At 67.6% G+C, this 20,379-nt stretch carries 19 protein-coding genes; 7 read left to right on the top strand and 12 right to left on the bottom strand.

The window, feature by feature from the left end; translation table 11 throughout:
• Positions 1 to 2: 2 nt before the first annotated feature.
• The 6 genes from LXN00_RS09710 to LXN00_RS09685 all read left to right on the top strand — a co-directional run bounded on the left by LXN00_RS09710 (position 3) and on the right by LXN00_RS09685 (position 6,960).
• The gene (locus LXN00_RS09710; protein WP_234507739.1) at positions 3 to 1,199 is read left to right on the top strand and encodes a 4-hydroxybenzoate 3-monooxygenase; all 1,197 of its coding nucleotides are present in this window, start codon (positions 3 to 5) and stop codon (positions 1,197 to 1,199) included.
• A 104-nt stretch (positions 1,200 to 1,303) separates the two neighbouring features.
• Positions 1,304 to 2,275: a tripartite tricarboxylate transporter substrate binding protein gene (locus tag LXN00_RS09705; protein WP_234507737.1), complete on the top strand. Its 972-nt coding sequence runs from the start codon at positions 1,304 to 1,306 to the stop codon at positions 2,273 to 2,275.
• A gap of 7 nt (positions 2,276 to 2,282) precedes the next feature.
• Positions 2,283 to 2,687 (top strand): tripartite tricarboxylate transporter TctB family protein, encoded by a 405-nt coding sequence (locus LXN00_RS09700; protein ID WP_234507735.1) that lies wholly within the window; start codon positions 2,283 to 2,285, stop codon positions 2,685 to 2,687.
• Positions 2,684 to 4,171, top strand: coding sequence for a tripartite tricarboxylate transporter permease (locus tag LXN00_RS09695; RefSeq protein ID WP_234507733.1), 1,488 nt, complete (start codon positions 2,684 to 2,686; stop codon positions 4,169 to 4,171). Before LXN00_RS09700 ends, LXN00_RS09695 begins: the two co-directional genes overlap by 4 nt.
• A complete protein-coding gene (locus LXN00_RS09690) occupies positions 4,168 to 5,139 on the top strand; it encodes a zinc-dependent alcohol dehydrogenase (RefSeq protein ID WP_234507731.1) in 972 nt (323 codons plus the stop codon). Before LXN00_RS09695 ends, LXN00_RS09690 begins: the two co-directional genes overlap by 4 nt.
• A gap of 3 nt (positions 5,140 to 5,142) precedes the next feature.
• The gene (locus LXN00_RS09685) at positions 5,143 to 6,960 is read left to right on the top strand and encodes a bifunctional sugar phosphate isomerase/epimerase/4-hydroxyphenylpyruvate dioxygenase family protein (protein WP_234507729.1); all 1,818 of its coding nucleotides are present in this window, start codon (positions 5,143 to 5,145) and stop codon (positions 6,958 to 6,960) included.
• On the opposite strand, the gene ppdK is transcribed toward LXN00_RS09685, so the two are convergent.
• Both ppdK and LXN00_RS09675 read right to left on the bottom strand, forming a co-directional pair.
• Positions 6,942 to 9,548, bottom strand: coding sequence for a pyruvate, phosphate dikinase (gene ppdK, locus LXN00_RS09680; protein ID WP_234507727.1), 2,607 nt, complete (start codon positions 9,546 to 9,548; stop codon positions 6,942 to 6,944). The genes LXN00_RS09685 and ppdK overlap by 19 nt on opposite strands.
• Before the next feature lie 54 nt (positions 9,549 to 9,602).
• On the bottom strand, positions 9,603 to 10,094 hold the full coding sequence (locus LXN00_RS09675) for a thioredoxin family protein (RefSeq protein ID WP_234507724.1): 492 nt from the start codon (positions 10,092 to 10,094) through the stop codon (positions 9,603 to 9,605).
• An 82-nt stretch (positions 10,095 to 10,176) separates the two neighbouring features.
• Between LXN00_RS09675 and LXN00_RS09670 the strand changes: the two genes are divergently transcribed.
• Positions 10,177 to 11,373: an MFS transporter gene (locus tag LXN00_RS09670; protein WP_234507722.1), complete on the top strand. Its 1,197-nt coding sequence runs from the start codon at positions 10,177 to 10,179 to the stop codon at positions 11,371 to 11,373.
• Here the strand turns inward: LXN00_RS09670 and LXN00_RS09665 are convergent.
• The 10 genes from LXN00_RS09665 to hpaC all read right to left on the bottom strand — a co-directional run bounded on the left by LXN00_RS09665 (position 11,314) and on the right by hpaC (position 20,374).
• A complete protein-coding gene (locus tag LXN00_RS09665; protein ID WP_234507720.1) occupies positions 11,314 to 12,108 on the bottom strand; it encodes an SDR family NAD(P)-dependent oxidoreductase in 795 nt (264 codons plus the stop codon). The genes LXN00_RS09670 and LXN00_RS09665 overlap by 60 nt on opposite strands.
• 36 nt (positions 12,109 to 12,144) lie before the next feature.
• Positions 12,145 to 12,561, bottom strand: a complete 417-nt coding sequence (locus LXN00_RS09660; RefSeq protein WP_234507718.1) for a thioesterase family protein — start codon at positions 12,559 to 12,561, stop codon at positions 12,145 to 12,147.
• A gap of 2 nt (positions 12,562 to 12,563) precedes the next feature.
• On the bottom strand, positions 12,564 to 13,898 hold the full coding sequence (locus LXN00_RS09655) for a phenylacetate--CoA ligase family protein (protein WP_234507715.1): 1,335 nt from the start codon (positions 13,896 to 13,898) through the stop codon (positions 12,564 to 12,566).
• Positions 13,855 to 14,259, bottom strand: coding sequence for a hydroxyphenylacetyl-CoA thioesterase PaaI (paaI, locus tag LXN00_RS09650; protein ID WP_234507713.1), 405 nt, complete (start codon positions 14,257 to 14,259; stop codon positions 13,855 to 13,857). Before paaI ends, LXN00_RS09655 begins: the two co-directional genes overlap by 44 nt.
• Positions 14,256 to 14,981, bottom strand: a complete 726-nt coding sequence (locus LXN00_RS09645; protein WP_234507711.1) for an ABC transporter ATP-binding protein — start codon at positions 14,979 to 14,981, stop codon at positions 14,256 to 14,258. The genes paaI and LXN00_RS09645 overlap by 4 nt, the downstream gene beginning before the upstream one ends.
• On the bottom strand, positions 14,981 to 16,732 hold the full coding sequence (locus LXN00_RS09640) for an ABC transporter permease subunit (RefSeq protein ID WP_234507709.1): 1,752 nt from the start codon (positions 16,730 to 16,732) through the stop codon (positions 14,981 to 14,983). Before LXN00_RS09640 ends, LXN00_RS09645 begins: the two co-directional genes overlap by 1 nt.
• Positions 16,732 to 17,709: a branched-chain amino acid ABC transporter permease gene (locus tag LXN00_RS09635; RefSeq protein ID WP_234507707.1), complete on the bottom strand. Its 978-nt coding sequence runs from the start codon at positions 17,707 to 17,709 to the stop codon at positions 16,732 to 16,734. Before LXN00_RS09635 ends, LXN00_RS09640 begins: the two co-directional genes overlap by 1 nt.
• Before the next feature lie 3 nt (positions 17,710 to 17,712).
• A complete protein-coding gene (locus LXN00_RS09630; protein WP_234507705.1) occupies positions 17,713 to 18,885 on the bottom strand; it encodes an ABC transporter substrate-binding protein in 1,173 nt (390 codons plus the stop codon).
• Positions 18,886 to 18,980: 95 nt separating this feature from the next.
• Positions 18,981 to 19,940 carry a 3,4-dihydroxyphenylacetate 2,3-dioxygenase gene (gene hpaD, locus LXN00_RS09625; protein WP_234507703.1) on the bottom strand — a complete coding sequence of 320 codons (960 nt, stop codon included), beginning with the start codon at positions 19,938 to 19,940 and terminating at the stop codon, positions 18,981 to 18,983.
• Positions 19,928 to 20,374, bottom strand: a complete 447-nt coding sequence (gene hpaC / locus LXN00_RS09620) for a 4-hydroxyphenylacetate 3-monooxygenase reductase subunit (RefSeq protein WP_234507798.1) — start codon at positions 20,372 to 20,374, stop codon at positions 19,928 to 19,930. Before hpaC ends, hpaD begins: the two co-directional genes overlap by 13 nt.
• Positions 20,375 to 20,379: the final 5 nt, after the last annotated feature.

Here is a 20,379-nt window from a genome sequence, read left to right as displayed (position 1 = left end):
GTATGCCCGCCAAGACGGACGTGGCCATTGTGGGCGCAGGACCTGCCGGCCTTCTCCTCGCCCACCTCCTCTACCGGGAGGGGATTAGGGTGGTGGTCCTCGAGGCCAAGACCCGGGAGTACCTAGAAACCAGTCCCCACCGCATCCGCGCTGGGGTCATGGAATGGGGCACGAGGGAAATCTTGCTCCAGGCGGGTCTCGGGGAAGGACTCCTCCAAAGCGGCTACGAGCACCGAGGGATTTACCTCGCCCATGTGGGGGAGCTACACCGCATAGATTTTCCCAACCTAGCCGATGGGTGGCGCATCTGGGTCTACGGCCAGCAGTACCTCGTACGCGACATGATCGCCCGCTTTTTAGAAGAGGGCGGGGAGATTTTTTTTGAACACGAGGTGGTGGGCCTGGAAAACCTGACGAGCACGCCTAGGGTTCGCTACCGCACCCCTGAGGGGCAAGAGGCGGAGCTAGAAGCCACCTTCGTGGTGGGGGCCGATGGCTCCCATAGCCGCATGCGAGCGCTTATCCCTGGCCTCACCCTTAAAGAAATCGCCTATCCCTTTGCCTGGCTCGGCATCCTGGCGGAGGCCCCGCCGGCAGCGGAGGAACTGATCTACGCCAGCCACCCTCGAGGCTTTGCCCTTTTCTCCATGCGCTCCCCTACCCTGGCCCGGAACTACCTTCAGGTATCTCCCGGGGAAAACCTAGAGGACTGGCCAGACGAACGGATCTGGGAGGAGCTCAACCTGCGCCTGGAGGGGGCAGTTCCGGTAAAGCCGGGTCCGCTTTTGGAAAAGAGCCTCACCCCCCACCGGGCCTTCGTGGCCGAGCCCATGCAGCATGGACGGGTTTTCCTTGCGGGCGATGCCGCCCATGTGGTGCCCCCCACGGGCGCCAAGGGGATGAACCTAGCCGTATCCGATGCCGTGGCCCTGTTCCATGCCCTCTGGACGTTCTTCAAAAAGGGAGATGAGGCCAAACTAAGCCGCTACACGGAAACCTGCTTGGAACACGTGTGGCAGGGGGAGTACTTCTCCTACTGGATGACCCACCTCCTTCACACCCACCCTGACCCCTTCCTCGAGGGCCTCCGCCAAGCCGAACTCAAGCAGGTACTGGCCTCAGAGCCCCTCCAGCGCTTCCTGGCCACCAACTACACAGGGCAATACACCACGGGCCGATGGGTGGGAAGCCTGGTCTAGGGTTCGGATATTTAGACCTTTCTGTTCAGGCATACTGAACCCCCCCCTTGCTCCAGCGGCCAGAGCGGGTAAACTTTCGCTAAACCCTCACGGGAGGTGAATGTATGCTCCAGCGTAGGCGCGTTCTCAAGTGGCTTCTCGGCACCACCGGAGCCCTGGCCATGGGCAAGGTTTGGGCCCAACGCTATCCCTCGCGGCCCATCACCCTCATTGTTCCTTGGTCTCCCGGTGGAAGCACGGACCTCACCGCCCGGGCTTTGGCTCCCGTGTTGGAGCGAATCCTTAAGGTTCCGGTGCAGGTGGTGAACCGCACCGGGGGTGGTGGGGCGGTGGGCCACGGGGCCATCGCCCAGGCCCGGCCTGACGGCTACACCATCGGGATCATTACCCTGGAAGTGGTCTTACCCCCGTGGGTGGCCCAAACAAAAATCAGCGCGGACATGTTCTCTCCCATCTCCCTCCTGGTGCTAAACCCTGTGGCCGTGGTGGTACGCCAGGATGCGCCCTGGAAGACCATCCAGGAACTCATTCAGGATATCCGGCAAAACCCGGGAAAGTACAAGGCTTCGGGCACCGCCAAGTGGGGTTCCTACGATTTTGCCCGCCTAGGCTTCCTTTGGAAGCTCGGCCTCAAGGACGAAGCGCTCCCCTGGGTGCCGGCCCAAGGTGCGGCAGCGGCGCTCCAGGAACTCGTTGCCGGGGGCGTGAACGTGGCCTTCGTGGCCATTGGCGAGGCAGCCAACCTGGTGCGCTCCGGCCAAGCCCGCTACCTCGCCTTCATGACCGACAGCCGCTTCCCGGCCTTCCCGGACGTTCCTACGTTGAAAGAGGTGGGCGTGGACTGGACCTTTGCCTCCTTCCTCATGGCGGCGGCACCCAAGTTCACGCTACCCTCGGTCATTGACGTGCTAGACAAGGCCTTCGCCCAGGCGGTGCAGGATCCCGAGTTCGTAAAATTCATGCAGAACGCTAACCTGGTCATCCGCCACCTGGACCGCAAAGCCAGCCTGGCCTTCCTCCAGGAAAGAACCCGGGCTATGAACCAGATCGTACAGGAGCTAGGCCTGAAGTTCTGAGGAAGACATGGGGTGGGGAAACCTCGTCGGGGTTCTGGCCGCAGGCCTGGGGACGCTCGCCTGGGTGCTTAGCCTAGGGCTTCCCAAGGCGGAGGGGCCGGGCCCCGAACTCTTTCCCCGGGTCCTGGGCACCGCCTTGGTCCTTGGGGGGCTCTACCTGCTTTGGGAAAAGGCGGAAGGACTTCGCATCCGGTTAGAGGGAGCGTGGCTCCGCGTCCTCTTTCTGACCCTTCTTTTTCTCCTGGCTCCCGCCCTGGTGCCCCGTGCGGGCATCGCCCTGGCCACGGCCATCGCCGCCGGGGTAGGAACCCTTCTAGCGGGTGAAGGCTGGTACAGGGCTTTGTTGACCGCCCTGGGTTTGTGGCTCTTGGCCTACGGGGTTTTTGTCCGCTTGCTGGGGGTACCGGCATGAGCCTCTTTTCTCCCGAAGTCCTTCTCGCCATGTTCCTCGGGGGTCTCTATGGAGCGGTTTTCGGGACCCTCCCTGGGCTCACCGCCACCTTGGCCCTGAGCCTTTTCATCCCTTTCGCCCTTTTTCTCCCCCCCGAGGTAGGCCTCGCCGCCATCATCAGCCTGTGCGCCACGGCCATCTTTGCCGGGGACATCGGGGCGGTGATGGCCCGCATCCCAGGAACCCCAGCCTCCGCAGCCTACGCCGAAGAGATTCATGACCTGGGCAAGGAGCGGAGCCCTACCTTCGCCCTTGGGCTTTCCGCCCTGGCCTCCGCCTTGGGAAGCCTGGTGGGCACGGGACTCCTCGTGGTGGGGTCCTTGGGAATGGCGGCTATAGCCCGGCAGTTCTCTTCCTTTGAGTACTTTTGGCTCGTCCTCCTAGGGGTCACGAGCGGGGTCCTCGCCGCTCCCCACATCGCCAAGGGGCTGGTGGCCTTTGCCTTGGGGATGCTCCTGGCCACGGTGGGCTACGATCCGGCCCTGGGTAACCCCCGCTTCACCTTCGGCAACGTGAACCTTCTCGGAGGCATCAACTTCATCGTGGCGCTGATCGGCCTCTTCGGTTTAAGCGAGGTGTTGTACCAGCTCCTGAAGGGCCCCGGTTCTTCCAGCGTCCAGCCTGCCCCCCTCAGGGGGTCGGCGTCCCTCTTTTTCCTGGAGCCCCTTCGTCTTATCCTGCGCCAACGCGGTCTCTTTTTGCGCTCTTCCCTCCTAGGCACCTTTATCGGCTTCCTACCGGGGGCGGGCTCCGATTTCGCCGCCTGGATCGCCAGCAATTTCCAGCGCCTGGCCAAGGGAACTAAGGAAACCGTCGTGTTGGCGGGCGCATCCAGCAACAACGCCGCCGTGGCGGGCACCTGGATTCCCGCCCTTTCCTTAGGGCTTCCGGGCGACACCCTCACCGCCATCGTCCTTGGGCTTTTCCTCACCCTGGGCATCCGGCCAGGCCCGGAGCTCTTCGCCCGCCACCTGGATTTGGTGGTGGAGATCTACGGAGTCTTCCTCCTTGCCAGCGTCCTCATCATGCCCTTGGTGGGGTACCTGGGCTCCTTCCTGGTGGGCCTGGCCTCCCGCTTGCCCAGAGGGGTGTTGCTCGGCGGAATCGCCGGGCTCAGCCTCCTTGGAGCCTATGCCATCAACAACAACCCCTTTGACCTCTACGTGCTGGCCCTACTGGGGGTCTTGGGCCTTCTCCTTCGCCTCGGGGACTATCCCCTGGGCCAGGTAGTCTTGGGCATGGTTCTAGGGCCCCTTTTGGAGCAACACCTCATGGTAAGCATGATCAAGACCCACTGGAACGTCTGGAGCTTTTTTGAGCGCCCCGTGGCCATGCTCCTGGCCCTCGTAAACCTGCTCTTCTTGGTGGGCTTGGTCTGGTTGCGGTTGCGGCAGGCCCGACGGTTAAAGGCCTTTGAGGCCCTAGCCCAACGGGAGGAGGGATGAGGAGTTGGGTCCTGAAGGATTACCGCCAAATGGCCCTGGAGGAGCGCCCGGAACCCGCAGGAGAGGGCCTTCTCCTCAAGGTGGTGGCCGTGGGGATCTGCGGGAGCGACCTTAGCGTGTACAAGGGCACGCCCGCCATGCGGGCTCGGTGGCGTCCACCCCTGGTTCTAGGCCACGAGGTGGCGGGTTTGGTGGAGGAGGGGCCCAGTAACCTTGTGGGCCGCCCAGTGGCCCTCTACCCTGCCCTGGCCTGTGGGGATTGCGAGGCCTGCCAGGGGGGTAAACCCCATCTCTGTCCGAAGCGCCTGCACCTAGGCTTCCACCTGTCTGGAGGGCTAGCGGAGCGCATCCGGGTCCCCGAAGCCCTGGCCTACCCCTTGCCCGAAGGGCTACCTCTCTGGAAGGGGGCCGTGGCGGAGCCCTTGGCCGTGACCCTCCACGCCGTGAGGCTCGCCAAGCCCCAAAGCGGGGAAAGGGCGCTCGTGGTGGGAGGTGGGGCCATGGGGGCTTTGGCCGCCTGGCTCCTCAACGCCCTAGGGGTGAGGGTGCACCTCCTGGAACCCCAGGAACAGCGGGGACAGATTCTCCTTTCCCTAGGGCTTGTGGAGGTGTGGATGCAGGAAGCGGGCGACCTCTCTCCTGGCGTCTACCCCTTGGTCCTGGATACGGTGGGCCTCGAGGCCACCCTGGTGCAGGGCCTCCGGGCCCTGGCTCCTGGGGGAAGGGCCGAGGTGGTGGGGCTATCGGGGCTAGAAGCGCCCTTGGACCTTCAGGACCTGGTCCTCCGGGAAAAGGCCATCTTGGGAAGCTACCTCTTCACCCCGGGCGAGTTCAAGGAAGCCCTGTCCCTCCTGCCCCAGCTTCCCGAAAGCCTCGTTCGCCTTTGGCCCGCCGAACGGGCCGATGAAGCCTTTTCAGCCCTCCTGGAAGGCCGGGTTCCCGAACCCAAAGTGGTCCTGGTTTGGTGAAGTATGGAATGGGCCATTGCTACCTGTGCCCTAGGTGGCACCTTGGAGGAGAAGCTCCTCGCCATCGCCAAGGCGGGGTTCCGGGCCGTGGAGATCTTTGAGGAGGACCTAGCGGGGTTCCGGGGAACCCCCAGGGAGCTGCGGGCCCTGGCGGAGGATCTGGGCCTGCGCCTTGTGGCCCTCCAGCCCTTGCGGGACTATGAGGCCATGCCCGAGCCCTACCGGAGCCGCAACCTGGTCCGGGCAGAGCGCTGGTTTGACCTGATGGCCGAGCTCGGGGTAGAGCTCACCTATGTCTGCTCCAACACCTCTCCCCTGGCCCTGGACGACCTAGAACAAGCGGCGGCCGATCTCCACGCCCTAGCCGAGAAGGCCGCTAGCCGGGGTCTTAGGGTGGGATACGAGGCCCTGGCCTGGGGGCGACACATCCGGGACTGGCCCCAGGCCTTTGAGGTGGTGCGCCGGGCAGACCACCCCCACCTCGGCCTCGTTTTGGATAGCTTCCACTGCTTCGTGCGGCAGAACCCCCTGGAGTCCATCGCCCGCTTGCCCGGGGAAAAGATCTTCCTGGTGCAGCTTTCCGATGCTCCTAACCTCCTCATGGACCCCCTGGCCCTAAGCCGCCACCACCGGGCCATGCCGGGGCAAGGGGACTGGCCCGTGGAGGCCTTTTTGCAAAGCGTCCTGGCCACGGGGTATCGGGGCCCTATCTCCTTGGAAATCTTCAACGAGTGGTTCCGGGGCGCAAACCCGGAGCAGGTGGCCCAGGATGGACTCCGCGCCCTCAAATTCCTCTTTGACCGGCTGGGGCTCCTCCTTCCTCCCTTGCCTAAAGGAAGCCCGGTGCTGGGGGTGGAGTTCGTGGAGATCGCCGGCGAGGAGGAAGACCTCGAGGACCTCCAAAACCTCCTCCGGGCCTTGGGCTTCCGGCAGGAGGCCCGCCACCCGGCCCTGGAGCTCTGCCTTTACCGGGCGGGCCAGGCCCAGGTCCTCCTCCACCCCCCCGAGGAAGGGGATGGGGTGCGGGAGTTCCCGTCTGTGTACGGGGTAGGCCTCCGGGTGGGCAAAGCAGCCCCCGTGGCGGCCCGGGCCCGGGAGCTTGGGCTTTCCCTCCTACCCAGGCCCCAGGAGGCCTTAGGCTACGCCGCCATCCAGGGGGTGGGGCATACCCGGCTTTACTTGGTGGATGGCCCTCTACTAGAGGCCTATGGGCTTGTGGTTTTAGGAGAGCCCCAAGGGGATGCCCTCTTGGAGGTGGACCACTTCACCAACGTCGTTCCCCGGTGGGAGCTTTACAGCTGGCTTCTCATCTACAAGGCCCTCTTCGGCTTCCAGGTGGACCCGGTGGTGGAGGTCTTTGACCCCTACGGGATGTTCTACAGCCGCTCCGTGCGCAGCCCCGATGGCCGGGTGCGCATCCCGGTAAACACCTCCGAAGGCATGGGTACGGCGGCTTCCCGCTTCCTGCAAAGACTTGGCCATGCAGGCATCCAACACGTGGCCTTCCGCACCCCTGACCTCTTGGCCTTCGCCCGGCGAGCGGCCCAGGAAGGGTTCCGCCCCTTACGCATTCCCGCCTCCTACTACCGCGCCTTGGCCGCCCGCCACGGCCTTTCGCCGGAGGAGGTAGAGCGGCTTCAGGCCCACCAGCTCCTCTACGACCGCACCCTCGAGGGCGCCGAGTTCCTCCACCTCTACACCCCCACCTTCCGGGGGCGCTTCTTCTTTGAGGTGGTGGAGCGCCGGGGCGGCTACGAGGCCTACGGCGCCGCCAACACCGCGGTGCGCCTCCAGGCCCAGGCCTACGAGCTAGCCGGCTGAGCCTGGCGGGCCCTAAGCCCCGCCTGGGCGGCCGCAAGGCGGGCGGTGAGGATGCGGAAGGGGCTCGCCGAGGTGTAGTCCAGGAGGTCGGCCACGGCCTGGACGCTTCCCGCCTCGCCCCCGTGCTCCCCGCAGAGGCCGAGCTTCAGCCTGGGGTTGGCCCGCCGCCCCTCCTCCACCGCCATCCGGATGAGCCTTCCCACGCCCTTCTCGTCCAGGCGCTCCGTGGGGTCAAAGGGGAATAGCCCCTCCTCCACGTACCGGGGCAGGAACTTCCCGGCGTCGTCCCGGGAGAGGCCAAAGGCCATCTGGGTGAGGTCGTTGGTGCCGAAGCTGAAGAAGTCCACCAAGGGGGCGATTTCGCCGGCGAGGAGGGCGGCCCTTGGGGTTTCTATCATGGTGCCGAAGGGGATGGGGCCGTATTCCCGGAAGAGCTCCTCGGCCAAGGCGCGGGCCCGCTCCACCTCCTTGGGGTCCGCCACCAGGGGAACCATGACCTCGGGCCGGGGGTCAAAGCCCTCCTCCCTTAGCTCCCGGGCGGCCTCGAGGAGGGCCCTTAGCTGCATCCGGAAGATGGCGGGCCTAAGGAGAAGGAGCCTCACCCCCCTAAAGCCCAGCATGGGGTTCACCTCGTGAAGGGCCTTGGCCCGCTCCAGAAGGGCCAAGGCTTCCCCATCCCCCTCCTTGGCCCGCGCCTCCAGCTCGGCCATGGGCGGCAGGAACTCGTGCAGGGGCGGGTCCAAGAGGCGCACGGTCACGGGCAGGCCGTCCATGACCCGGAGGATGGCCTTGAAGTCCTCCTTCTGGAAGGCGAAAAGCCTCTCCAGGGCCTCTTCCTCCTCCTCCGGGGTCTGGGCGAGGATGAGGCGGCGCACCCAAGGGAGCCTCTCCTCCTGGAAGAACATGTGCTCCGTGCGGCACAGGCCGATCCCCTGGGCGCCGAAGGCCCGGGCCCTTTGGGCGTCCAGGGGGGTGTCGGCGTTGGCCCGCACCCCAAGGCGCCGATAGGGCTCGGCCCAGGCGAAGAGCTTCTCCAAAAGGGCCTCCTCCGCCGCCTCCACCAGGGGCACCGCCCCCAGGTAGACCTCCCCCGTGCCCCCGTCCAAGGTGAGGAGGTCCCCCTCCCGGACCTCCACCCCGTCCACCAGGGCACGCCCTTCCTCGGGGAAAACCCTCAGGGCCTCCGCCCCCACCACCGCCGGCACCCCGAGGCCCCGGGCCACCACCGCCGCATGGGAGGTGAGGCCGCCCCGGGCGGTGAGGATGCCCCTGGAGAGGTACATCCCCGTGATGTCCTCGGGGGTGGTTTCCGGGCGGACCAGGATCGTGGGCAGGCCCTGGGCGGCGAAGCGCTCCGCCCCTTCGTTGGAGAAGACGGCGTGGCCAAGGGCAGCGCCGGGGCTTGCGGGAAGCCCTCTAAGGAGGGGCTTGGGCGCCCGGTTGCGGTCCACCGCCGGCTTGAGGAGGCCGGGGAGGGCGTTGGCCTCCACCCTTAAGACCGCCTCTTCCTTGGTGATGAGCCCCTCCTCCGCCATCTCCACGGCAATGCGCACCGCCGCCTTGGCCGTGCGCTTCCCCGAGCGGGTCTGCAGGAGGAAAAGCCGCCCCCTTTCCACGGTGAACTCAAAGTCCTGCATGTCCCGGAAGTGGCGCTCCAGACGCTCCGCCACCTGCTCCAGCTCGGCGTGGAGCTCGGGGGCGTAGTCCTTGAGGCGCTCTAGGGGCTCGGGGGTGCGGATCCCCGCCACCACGTCCTCCCCTTGGGCGTTCCTGAGGTACTCCCCGTAGAGGCCCTTCTCCCCGGTGGCGGGGTTGCGGGTGAAGCCCACCCCGGTGCCCGAGTCCTCCCCCAGGTTGCCGTAGACCATGGCCTGGACCACCACCGCCGTGCCCAGGTCCTCGGGGATGCCGTAGATGCGCCGGTAGGTCTTGGCCCGGGGGTTGAGCCAACTGCGAAAGACCGCCTCAATGGCGGCGAAAAGCTGCGCCCAAGGGTCCATGGGGAAGGGGGTGCCCCTGGCCTCCAGGTGGCGGAGGTAGCGGAAGGCGAGCTCCTCCAGGTCCTCGGCGGAAAGGGCGGTGTCCGCCTCCACCCCCCGCTCCCGCTTGAGGGCGGAAAGCATGCCTTCAAAGACCTCCGCCCGCTCCCCCAGGACCACTTCCCCGTACATGGCGAGGAGGCGGCGGAAGGTATCCCAGGCAAAGCGGGGGTTTCCCGTGGCCCGGGCCAGGGCCTCCACCCCCTCGAGGGTGAGGCCCAGGTTCAGGATGGTGTCCATCATCCCCGGCATGGACACCGGGGCCCCGCTCCGCACGGAAACCAAAAGGGGAGGGGTCTTCCCCTCCCCCTGGCCGAAGCGCTTCCCCGTTAGGCCTTCCAGGGCCGCCATCTTGCGCCGCACCTCCTCCGCAAGGCCCGGCACCTGGCCGGCGCGGAGGTAGGCGCGGCAGGCCTCCGTGGTGATGACCATGGCCGGGGGCACGGGCAGGCCCGCCCCCGCCATGGCCGCAAGGCCGTACCCCTTACCCCCTAGGAGGTCCTTGGAAAGGCCTAGGGCCTCCGATAACAGGTATACCCGGTCTTCCACACCCAAAGTATCCGGGGGGTTGTGGAAACGTGGAAACGTGTACTCCCAAGAAGCCTACACCGTTCGTCCTTGGGGAACGAGGAGGGTGTGCCACTCCTGGAGCATGGCCTGGGCGAAGCGGGGAAAGGCCTCGTGGTAGCGGCGCAAGGCCTCGGCCCTTTCCCAGCCCGCCTCCTTGGCCGCCCGCAGGAAGGCCCGGGCCTCCTCGGGGGGGCCGTGCCATCGGGCGATCTCCTGGAAGGCCCCGTCCAAGAAGAGCACGGTGGGGACGATGCGTTTGCCCTCCTTGGCGTAGCGCTCGGCCAGATCCGGGTTCTCGTCCCGGAAGAGGAAGCGGGCCTCGAGGGGAAGCCTCGCCAGCACGGGAATGGCCTGGAGGCAGTCCGGGCACCAGGCCTCCACCAGGGCGAGGACCCGGGCCACCCCTGGCAGGGGGGGCAAGGGCTCCAGGGCCTGGTAAAAGGCCTCCACCCGCTTCCGCCTGGTGCCAAGCCGGGAAAGGAGCGCCCCATAGGTGAGCCCCTGGGCCCAACGCTCGGCCAGCATGGCCCCATGGTGCACCCAAGGCCACCTTTGGGACAAGGAAAGCCGCCACACCCCTTCCCCCCAAGGGAAGTAGGCTTACCCCATGGACCGGCGGCTATACGCCCTCCTTTCCGGCGTGCTCCTCGGGACGATAAGCGAAAGCAGCCTGGCCCCCGCGCTGCCCCTCCTACAAGAAGCCTTCGCCGTGGGGCCCGAGAGGGCGCAAGGGGTGGTGTCCATGGGGCTTCTGGGGGCGGCCCTGGCCTACCTGCCCATGGCGGGCCTGGCGGGGCGGGTAGGGGCGGGAAGGCTCTTTCGGCTCGGGCTCCTCCTCCACGCCCTCTTCGCCCTCCTCCTCGCCCTGGCCCCAGGGCTTTGGGCCCTTTACCTCCTCCGCTTCCTCCAGGGGGTGGCCACGGCCATGGTGGTGGGGCTCGTGCCGGGCCTGGCCGCCACCGCCTTTCCCCAGGCCCGGGGCTACGCCTTGGGTATGGTGGCGAGCACCGTGGCCACGGGCACCCTCCTGGGCCCCGCCCTGGGAGGGCTTGCCGCCGGGGTTAGCCTCCGCTGGGTCTTCCTCCTGCCCCTCCCCGCCGCCCTCCTCGCCCTCCTCCTTTCGGGAAACCTCCCGGACCTTCCCAAACAGGAAGGCTCTTTGGGGAGGCTCCTTTTCGCCCCCGGGTTCCTCCGGGCCCTCCTGGCCACGGGCCTTTACTTCCTCCACACCCTAGGGACCACGGTGGCCCTGGCCTTCCACCTGGGAGCCGAGGGGCTATCCCCTAGGGCCATCGGGGGGCTTCTCCTCCTGGGGCCCTTGCAACTTCTCCTCCTGGGGGCGTGGGCGGGCAAGGTGGCGGACCGGCTCGGCTACCGCCGGGTGGCCCTCCTTGGGGCCTACCTCCTGGTGGGGGCGGGGGTGGCCTTCGCCTTCTTGCCCCTCCTCCATCCCCTTTGGGGGGCGGCCCTGGGCCTTGCCCTCTTGGGGGTAGGGCGCGCCCTTTTCCAGGCGGCCAACAACGCCTTGGTCCTCTCCCTGGCGCCCCCGGGGACGGAGGGGCTCGCCTCGGGGGCCCTCTCCGTGGCCCGCTCCTTGGGGCAGGCTGTGGGAAGCGCCCTGGCCGGGGGGAGCCTGGGGCTTTTTTACCGGCTTTTCCCCCACCACGGCTTGGCCTTCGCCGCCACCGCCCTCCTCCTCACCGGGCTCATGGGGCTTGCCGCCCTCGGGGTGCGAGGAGGGGGCCTAGCCCAGGAGATGGGCCATGCGCCGTTGGATGAGCCGGGTGGCCCAAAGGGGGCTTAGGCGGTAGAGGAGGTCCATGGTGCGGGCGTCCTGGCCCAAAAGGACCCGGAAGGCATCCCGCTCCACGGCGTCCAGGAGGATGCGGGCGGCCGCCTGGGGTTCCAGAACGGGAACATTTGCCCCTTCTGCTCTTGGGGCCTCCACCCCCGAGTGCTGGGCGATCCCCGTGCGCATGGCCCCGGGCAACACCAGGGTGACCCGCACCGGGGTGCCCTGGAGCTCCGCCCAAAGGGCCTCCGTGAGGAGCTTCACCGCCGCCTTGGAAGCCCCGTAGACCGCCTGCCCCGGCACCGGCACGAAGGCCCCCATGCTGGACACGTTCACCAGGTGGGCCTCAGGGCGCTTAAGAAGCCTCGGCAGGAAGGCACGGGTCATGTACAGGGTCCCGTAGAAGTTCACCCGCATCACCCGCTCTATGGCCGCCTCGTCCAGGTCCAGGAGGCGCTTGAAGGGCTGGATGATGCCGGCGTTGTTGATGAGGCCGTCCACCTGCCCGTGCGCCCTTTCCACCTCCTCGGGCAAGGCCGCCACCCTCGCCTTGTCCGTAATGTCCAGGGGGTGGAGGCTAAGCCCAGGGGCCAGGCTCCCCGCCTGGGCCTCGGTTTCCCTTAGGCCCTCCTCCCTAAGGTCCACCGCCGCCACCCTGGCCCCCCGTCTCAGGAGCTCTAGGGCCAGGGCCTGGCCCAGGCCGCTTCCTGCGCCCGTGACCACCACCACTTTGCCGCTGAGCTTCATACGGCCTCCCCCTCGAGGATACCCCCAAAGGGAAGCCTACCCCGCCTTCGCCCAGCGCTCCCTGAGCTTTTGGAAGAGGGCCTCCACCTTGGCCTTGGGCAGGATCACCTGCTCCGTGCGCCCCACGCCGATCAGGTCCCCCAGCTCGTTGTAGGCCTCCATGGTGGCGTGGACCCGGTTCCCCTCCGTGCGCTCGTGCCGGGCCACGATCCGGATCCGCATCCCCGGGAGGGCCGAGGCCAGGTGCCGCACCTCCACGTAGCTCCCAATCCCCTCCTCCCCCTCTTCCAAAAAGGGAAGGATGATCTTCCGCCCGGCGAGCTCCATGTGCTTGGCCATCCAGTAGGTGGCGTAGACGGGGTGCACGGGCCCGAGCTCCTCAAAGTTCACGGTCATCTCCTCCGTGACCACCGTCTCAAAGGTGGCCTCGTAGCCTTCGGGTATGGGGCGCATGGCTACTTGCGCAGGTCCAAAACCCGCCTTAGCTTCCCCCCTTCGCTCCGCGGGGCCTCCCCGGGGGCGAGGAGGGTCACCTTCATGGTGACGCCGATGGTGTCCTTGATCTTGTGGGCCACCTTCTCCCTGAGGGCGTGGAGGCGGTGGTCCGCCTCAACGACCTCGTCGGAAAGGGCCTTTTTGCCGATCTCCTGGAAGAAGGCCTCGGAAACCTCCACCTTGAGCTCCGCCTCGTCCAGGGTGCCCTCCCGCCGCACCACGATCTGGTAGTAGGGCTCCACCTCGGGAATGCCCAGGAGCACCGCCTCCACCTGCGTGGGGTAGACGTTCACCCCGCGGATGATGAGCATGTCGTCGGTGCGCCCCAGGATGGGCCCCATGCGCACGTGGGTGCGGCCGCAGGAACAGGCCTCGTAGGTGAGGAAGGTCAGGTCCCCCGTCCAGTAGCGGAGGAGGGGCATGGCCTCCTTGGTGAGGGTGGTAAATACCAGAACCCCCACCTTCCCCTCGGGCAAGGGCTCCCCGGTGTCTGGGTCCACCACCTCGGGCAGGAAGTGGTCCTCCCAGATGTGGCTACCCTGGCGCTCCTCCACGCACTCGTTGGCCACCCCGGGGCCGATGATCTCCGATAGGCCGTAGATGTTGGTGCTCCTAACCCCAAGCCCCTCGTCCACCTGCTTGCGGATGGCCTCGGTCCAGGGCTCGGCCCCCAGGACGGCGTACTCCAGGGACAGGGCCTCAGGGGAAACCCCCCGCTTGCGGAACTCCTCCGCCAAGGTCTGGGCGTAGGAGGGGGTGCAGGAGATCACCTCGGGCCGGAAGTCCTGGATGAGCATGACCTGGCGCTCCGTCATCCCCCCGGAAACGGGCACCACGGTCATCCCCAAGGCCTCCGCCCCCCCGTGGAGGCCAAGCCCCCCCGTGAAGAGGCCGTAGCCGTAGGCGTTGTGGAGCATCATCCCGGGCCTCGCCCCCGCTGCGGCCAGGGAGCGGGCCACCACCTCGGCGAAGATGCCGAGGTCCTTCTTGGTGTAGCCCACCACCGTGGGCTTGCCGGTGGTGCCGCTAGAGGCGTGGATGCGGGCCACCTCCTCCCGGGGCACGGCGAAGAGGCCGAAGGGGTAGTTTTCCCTAAGGTGGTCCTTCTTGGTGAAGGGAAGCTTGGGGAGGTCCATCAGGCCCCGGATATCCCCGGGCCTCACCCCCGCCTCGTCCAGAAGCCTCCGGTAAAAGGGCACCCTCTCGTAAACGTAGGCCACCACCTGGCGTAGCCTTTCCTCCTGCAAGGCCCTAAGCTTCTCCCTGGGAAGGGTTTCCAACTCCGGTTGGTACATCCTCACCTCCTAAGCGAAACACCGTGCCCGTGAAGAGGGCCACCAGCCTGCCCTGCGAAACCACCTCCACCCGGTAGGTGGCGGTGCGCCGGGAGAGGTTCACCTCCACCGCCTCCGCCTCCACCCAGGCCCCGGCCTGGAGGGGCCGGAAGTAGTCCATGCGGCAGGAGAGGGCCACGGCGGGCCCCCGGGAGTTGGAGGCGAGGGCGAAGGCGCTGTCGGCCAGGGCGTAGAGGAAACCCCCGTGGGCCGTGCCGTGGAGGTTGAGGTGGGCCCTCTCCACCCGGCCCCCCACCCTGGCCTCCCCGGGGGCCAGGTGGAGCACCGTTAGGCCCAAGGCCTCCATGAAGGGGTCCCTCATCCCTCCTCCACCTCCCGTCTAAGGCCCAGGTAGGCCTCCACCACCTTGGGGTTTTGCCGTAGCTCCTGGGCGGTTCCCTCCAGGGCCATCTCCCCCGCCTCCAATACCAGGCCCCGGTCGGCGAGCTCCAGGGCCACCTTGGCGTTCTGCTCCACCAGGAGGAGCGTGACCCCTTCCCCCTTTAGGCCGGCCAGGATGCGGTAGATCTCCCGCACCATCAAGGGGGCAAGCCCCAAGGAGGGCTCGTCCAATAGGAGCAGGCGGGGCCGCGCCATGAGGGCGCGGCCGATGGCCAGCATCTGCTGCTCCCCCCCAGAGAGCGTCCCCGCAAGCTGCCCCCGCCTTTCCCTCAGCCTAGGGAAGAGGCCATAGACCCGCTCCAGATCGGGCCTCAGGTCCTCCCCCCTCCGGAACCGGTGGAACCCCCCGAGGCGGAGGTTGTCCTCCACGGAAAGCCCGGGGAAGAGGGCGCGCCCCTCCGGCACCAGGACGAGGCCCCGCTTGAGGAGGCCCTCCGGGCTCCGCGCCGCCAGGACCTCCCCGTCCAGGAGGACGCGGCCCTCCGCCTTGGCCAAGCCCAAGAGCCCGCGGAGGACGCTCGTCTTCCCCGCCCCGTTGGGGCCGATCACCGCCAGGGCCTCCCCCTCCTCCAGGGCGAAGGACACCCCCCGCACCGCCTCCAGGGGCCCGTAGCGCACGGTGAGGCCTTCCACCCGGAGCATCAGGCCACCTCCTCCCCCAGGTAGGCGGCCCGCACCAGGGGGTTCCTCTGCACCTCCGCCGGGCTTCCCTCGGCGATCTTCTCCCCGTAGTTCATCACCACCACCCGGTCCGCCAGGCCCATGACCAGGTCCATGTCGTGGTCCACGAGGAGGAGGGTGTACCCCTCCCGGGCGAGGGCCCGGAGGAGGTGGGCGAGCTCCCGCTTCTCCCCCGCCCGAAGCCCCGCCCCCGGCTCGTCCAAAAGGAGGACCTCCGCCCCCGAGGCGAGGAGGCGGGCGATCTCCAAAAGCCTTTGCTGCCCCACGCTAAGCCGCTCCGCCCGCTCCCAGGCCAAGGACTCGAGGCCCACCCGCTTGAGGGCCCGGTAGGCGGTGGCGAGGGCCCTGGCCTCCTCCTTCCGGTGGAGGCCCAGGAGGACGCTAAGGAAGTCCGCGCGGGTGCGGGCGTAGGTGCCCAAGGCGGCGTTCTCCAAGACGGAAAGCTCGGGGAAGAGGTGGGGGTGTTGGAAGGTGCGCCCAAGGCCCAGGCGGTGGATGCGGAAAGGGGCCAGGCCCGTCACCTCCCGGCCGAAGAGGAAGACCCTGCCCCCATCCGGGGCCAGGGCCCCGGTGATGAGGTTGAACACCGTGGTCTTCCCCGCCCCGTTGGGGCCGATGAGGGCCAGGATCTCCCCCCGCCTCAGGGCGAAGGAAACCCCGTTCACGGCGAGGAGGCCGCCGAAAGCCTTCTTGAGGTTCTCCACCCGGAGCACCTCCTCCCCCTGGGCCCCTTGGGGCGGGGCGAGGGGGAGGGGCTCGGCCTCGGGGAGGCGCCCTTCCTTCCGGGGAAGCCGCGCGGCAAGGAGGGGCCAAAGCCCCTTGGGGGCCAAGAGGAGGATGAGGGCCAGGACGAGGCCGTAGCCGATGACCTCGTAGTTTCCCTGCCGGCCCAGGAGGAGGGGGAGGAGGTCCTTGAGCCAGTCCTCCAGCCCCGTGAAGAAGGCCGCCCCCAGCACCACCCCTGGGATGGTCCCCACCCCGCCCGCCACCGCCATGACCAGGTACTTGATGGAGGCCTCCAGGGAGAAGGGCGTGGGGTTCACGAAGCGCAGGAAGTGGGCGTAGAGGAAGCCCGCAAGCCCCGCCATGCCCCCCGCCAGGAGGAAGGCCTGGAGGCGGAGCCGGGCCGGGTCCACCCCGAAGCTCGCCGCCGCCAGGGCGTCCCCCCGCAGGGCGAGCAGCGCCCGGCCCAGGCGGCTAGCCCGCAGGTTGTCCAGGGCGAGGAGGAAAAGGACCAGGAGGAAAAGGCTAAAGAGGGCGTAGCGGAAGCCCGTGTCTAAGGGAAGGCCGAAGAGGGTCAAGGGGGGGAGGTCGGTGATCCCCGTGTGCCCCCCGGTGAGGCCCACCAGGTTCCCCGCCAGGATGTACAGGGCCACCTGCCAGGCGATGGTGGAGAGGGGCAGGAAGTGCCCTTTTAGCCGCACCGTGAGCCCCCCCAGGACCAAGGCCAGGAGGAGGGAGAGGAGGAGGCCGAGAAGGAGGCCAAGCCAGGGCGATAGCCCCGCCTTCACCGTGACGAGGGCGGTGGCGTAGGCCCCCATCCCCATGAAGGCCGCCTGGGCGAAGCTGGTCATCCCCGCCAGGCCCGTGAGCACGTAGAGGGAAAGGGCCACCAGGGCCGAGAGGGCGAAGAAGTTGAGGAGGGTGAGGTAGAAGGGAAAGGGCAGGAAGGCAAAGGGCAAAAGGACCAGGAGAAACCAAAGGTGGCGCATCACTCCTCCACCGCCCGCGCCTTGAGGCTTTGGTAAAAGAGGGCGGGCACCAAAAGGAGAAAGACCAGGGCCTCCTTGTAGGCGCTGGCGAAGAAACTGGTGAAGCTCTCAAAAAACCCCACCAAAAGCGCCCCCAAGAAGGCCACCGGGTAGCTGGCAAGCCCCCCCAGGATGGCGGCCACGAAGCCCTTGAGCCCCAGCATGAAGCCCATGAAGTAGGCGGCGTTGATGAGGGGGGCGAGGAGGAGGCCGGAGAGGCCCGCCATCAGGCTTGCGATGCCAAAGGCCACCATCCCCGCCTCCTCCGGGGAGATGCCCGTAAGCCTGGCCCCAAGCCGGCTCTCCGCTGCCGCCAGAAGGGCCTTCCCGTAAAGGGAAAAGCGGAAGAAGGCGTAGAGGCCAAGGACGCTCAAGAGGGCGAAGAGGAGGACCAAGACCCCCTGCCAGGAAAGGCCCACCACCACCTCTCCCCTAAGGAGGGGCTCGGGGCGGAACTGCTCCGGGCCGAAGAAGACGAGGCCCAAGCCCTGGTAGGCCACGTGTAGGCCCACTGCCATGATGAGGAGGGAAAGCACCGTGGCCTCCCGCATGGGCTGGAAGAAGACCCGGTACGTGGCCACCCCCAGGTAGACCACCAGGAGGACCGCCGCCGGGTAAGCCAGGGGCTTCAGGAAGAGGGCGAGGAAAAAGAGGGCGGAAAGCCCCAAAGCCCCCAGGATGGGCCCCAAAGCCCCCCGCCCCCGCGCAACCCCCGCCCAGACGAGCCCCAAGACCAAGGCCAGCCAGAGCGTCCCCGGGATCTTCCCCTCCAGGAGCCAGACCAGGGAAAGGGGGGCGAACATGAGGAGCTCCCCGATGGGCACCAGGATCACCCGGGTCACGGCGAAGACCAACACCATGGCGATGGCCAAGAGCCCGTAGATGACCCCGTTCTGGAGCCCATCTAGGAGGAGGAAGCCCAGGATGCTAGCGTCCATGGCTTAGCGGAAGGTGCGCTCCAGCTTCCAGCGCCCTTTCTCCACCCGGACCATGACGGCGGCGTCCTCAAAGCGCAGGCCCAGGTGGTCCTCCTTGGTGAAGGTGAAAACCCCGTGGGTGGCCACCAGGTTCTTGGTGGCCTCAATCTCGTCCCTCAGGGCGGCGCGGAAGGCGGAAAGGTCCTTGTCGGGGTCTACCTTCTTCAAGGCCCTCTCCAGGGCCGGGCGCAGGATGAGCCAGGCGTCCCAGGCGTGGGCCCCGAAGGTGGAGTAGCTTCCGATGCCGTACTTGGCCTCGTAGCGCTGGATGTAGTCCAGGGCCACCCGCTTGGAGGGGAAGGTGCCGGGAAGCTGCTCCGCCACCAGGATGGGCCCGGCGGGAAGGAGGGTCCCCTCCACGTCCTGGCCGCCCACCCGCAGGAAATCGGGGTTCGCCACCCCGTGGGTCTGGTAGATGAGGCCCGGGTAGCCCCGCTCCTTCAGGGTGCGCTGGGGAAGGACCGCCGGGGTACCGCTCGCCCCGATGAGGATGGCGTCGGGCCGGCGGGCGATGAGGCGCAGGGCCTGGCCAGTGACGCTGGTGTCCGTGCGGTTGTAGCGCTCGCTGGCCACCACCTGGAGGCCTTTGGCCTTGGCCTCCGCCTCAAAGAAGCGGGCCCAGCCTTCCCCGTAGGCGTCGTTAAAGCCGATGTAGCCCACCGTTTTCACCCCCCGGGCCACCATGTCCGCCACGATGGCCCGGGCCATGAGCTCCTCCGTCTGCGGGGTCTTGAAGACCCAGAAGCGCTGGGCGTCCACCGGGTAGATGATGTCCTTGCTGGCCGCCAGGGAGATCATGGGCACCTTGGCCTCCGCCACCACGGGGATCATGCCCAAGGAGGCGGGGGTGGTGGTGGTGCCCACGATGGCCACGACGCCTTCCTCCACCAAGCGCCTCGTGTTCCGCACCGCCTGGGTGGTGTCCGAGGCGTCGTCCAGGATGACGAACTGCACCTTCCTCCCCGCCACCCCTCCCTGGCGGTCCAGGAGCTCTTGCAACATGAGGAAGGTGTTGCGCTCAGGGATGCCCAAGGAGGCGGCGGGCCCCGTGGCCGAGACCACCACCCCCACCTTCAAGGTGCCCTGCGCCCAAGCGGAAAGGGCCAGGGCCAACGCTACCGCCAACCAACGCTTCATCTCCTACCTCCTTTTTCCCACCGGGGTGCCCCGGATAGGGTCTAACTAACGGTCGTTTGGCTTCCAGTCTACTTAGGGACAAGTGTCCCGTCAAGCTAGATCACGTGTTCGGGGATGCCCGCTAGCCTCGAGGCCCGCCTGGGCACGGGGTTCCCCGAAGGGTCTAGAAGCAGGCTCCCCTCCAGGAACCAGCTCTTGGGCGTGCGGTGGCCCCAAAGGGTCTGGCGCCTGGGGTCGTTGAGGCTCCAGCGCACCGGGGGCAGGTCGGGGTCCACGGTGAGGTAGTCCGAGGTGTAAAGCTCCATCCGGTGCCCGTCCGGGTCCCGCAGGTAGAGGAACATGGCGTTGGAGATGCCGTGGCGCCCGGGGCCCCGCTCAATGGCGTCCGTGCGCCTCGCCCCCGCCAGGATGTCCGCCGCCCGGATCACCGCCATGGGGTCGGGAAGCCAGTAGGCGAAGTGGTGGAGCCTGGGGCCCTCCCCGTTGGTGAAGGCCACGTCGTGCACGTTCCCCTTGCGGTGGAGCCAGCTCGCCCAAAGCCTCCCCTCCTCGTCCTCCGTGTACTCCGTGAGGCGGAACCCCAAGGCCTCCTGGTAGTAGCGGGTGGCCCGGTCCACCTCCGGGGAGAAGAGGTTGACGTGGTCTATGCGGAGGACCCCGGGCCCCCGGTAGAGGTGGTACTCCTGGAGCATCCGGGGAAGCTTTTCCGCCTGGAAGTAGAAGGCCAAGGGGTAGCCGAAGGGGTCCTGCACCCGGAGGACCCTGGGACGGCCCCAGTCCGCCTCCTCCCGGTGGAAAAGCCCTTCCCTCTCCGCCCAGGCCTTAAGGGCGGAAAGGCCCTCCTCCGAGTCCACCTTGAAGCCTAGGGCGGCCACCGCCGCAAAAGGGGCCTCCGTAAGCTTCAGGCTCCACTCCCGCTCCTCGTAGCCCCTGAGGTAGGCCGCCTTGCCCTCCCGCCTTTCCAGGAGCATTCCCAAAAGCCCCTGGTAAAACTCCAGGCTCCTCTCCAGGTCCTGAACCCAAAGTTCCAGGAAACCTACCCTTACGATGGCCATACAAGCCTCCTGTAGCCGCGGGCGAAGTAGACGAGGGGCGGGCCCATTGCCCCAAGCTCCACCGCCTCCACCCGCCCCACCACGATCCGGTGGTCCCCGCCCGGGTAGAGGGCCTCGAGGCGGCACCTAAGGACCGCCAAGGCCCCCTCCACCCGGCCCTCCACCAGGCTCACCCCCTCCTTCGGCCTCCCGGCGAAGTGCTCGGAAACCCCTTCCTGCCCCTCCCGCAGAAAGCTCACCGTGAAGGCCCCCGCCCGCTCCAAAAGGGGCAAAAGCTTCGCCCCCTCGCTCACCGCCAAGGCCACCAAGGGGGGCCTGAGGCTTAGGGACATGAAGGCGGTGGCGGTCATGCCCCGCTCCTCCCCCGCCCGGGCCGCCACCACGGTGACGCCGCTGGCGAAGCGGCTTAGGGCCTCCTTGAAGGCCTCCTCCAGGGAGG

The organism is Thermus brockianus, from assembly GCF_021462505.1.
Lineage (GTDB): Bacteria > Deinococcota > Deinococci > Deinococcales > Thermaceae > Thermus > Thermus hydrothermalis.
Note: the sequence above shows the minus strand (reverse complement) of the source record. Positions and strands in the feature narration are given on the sequence as shown.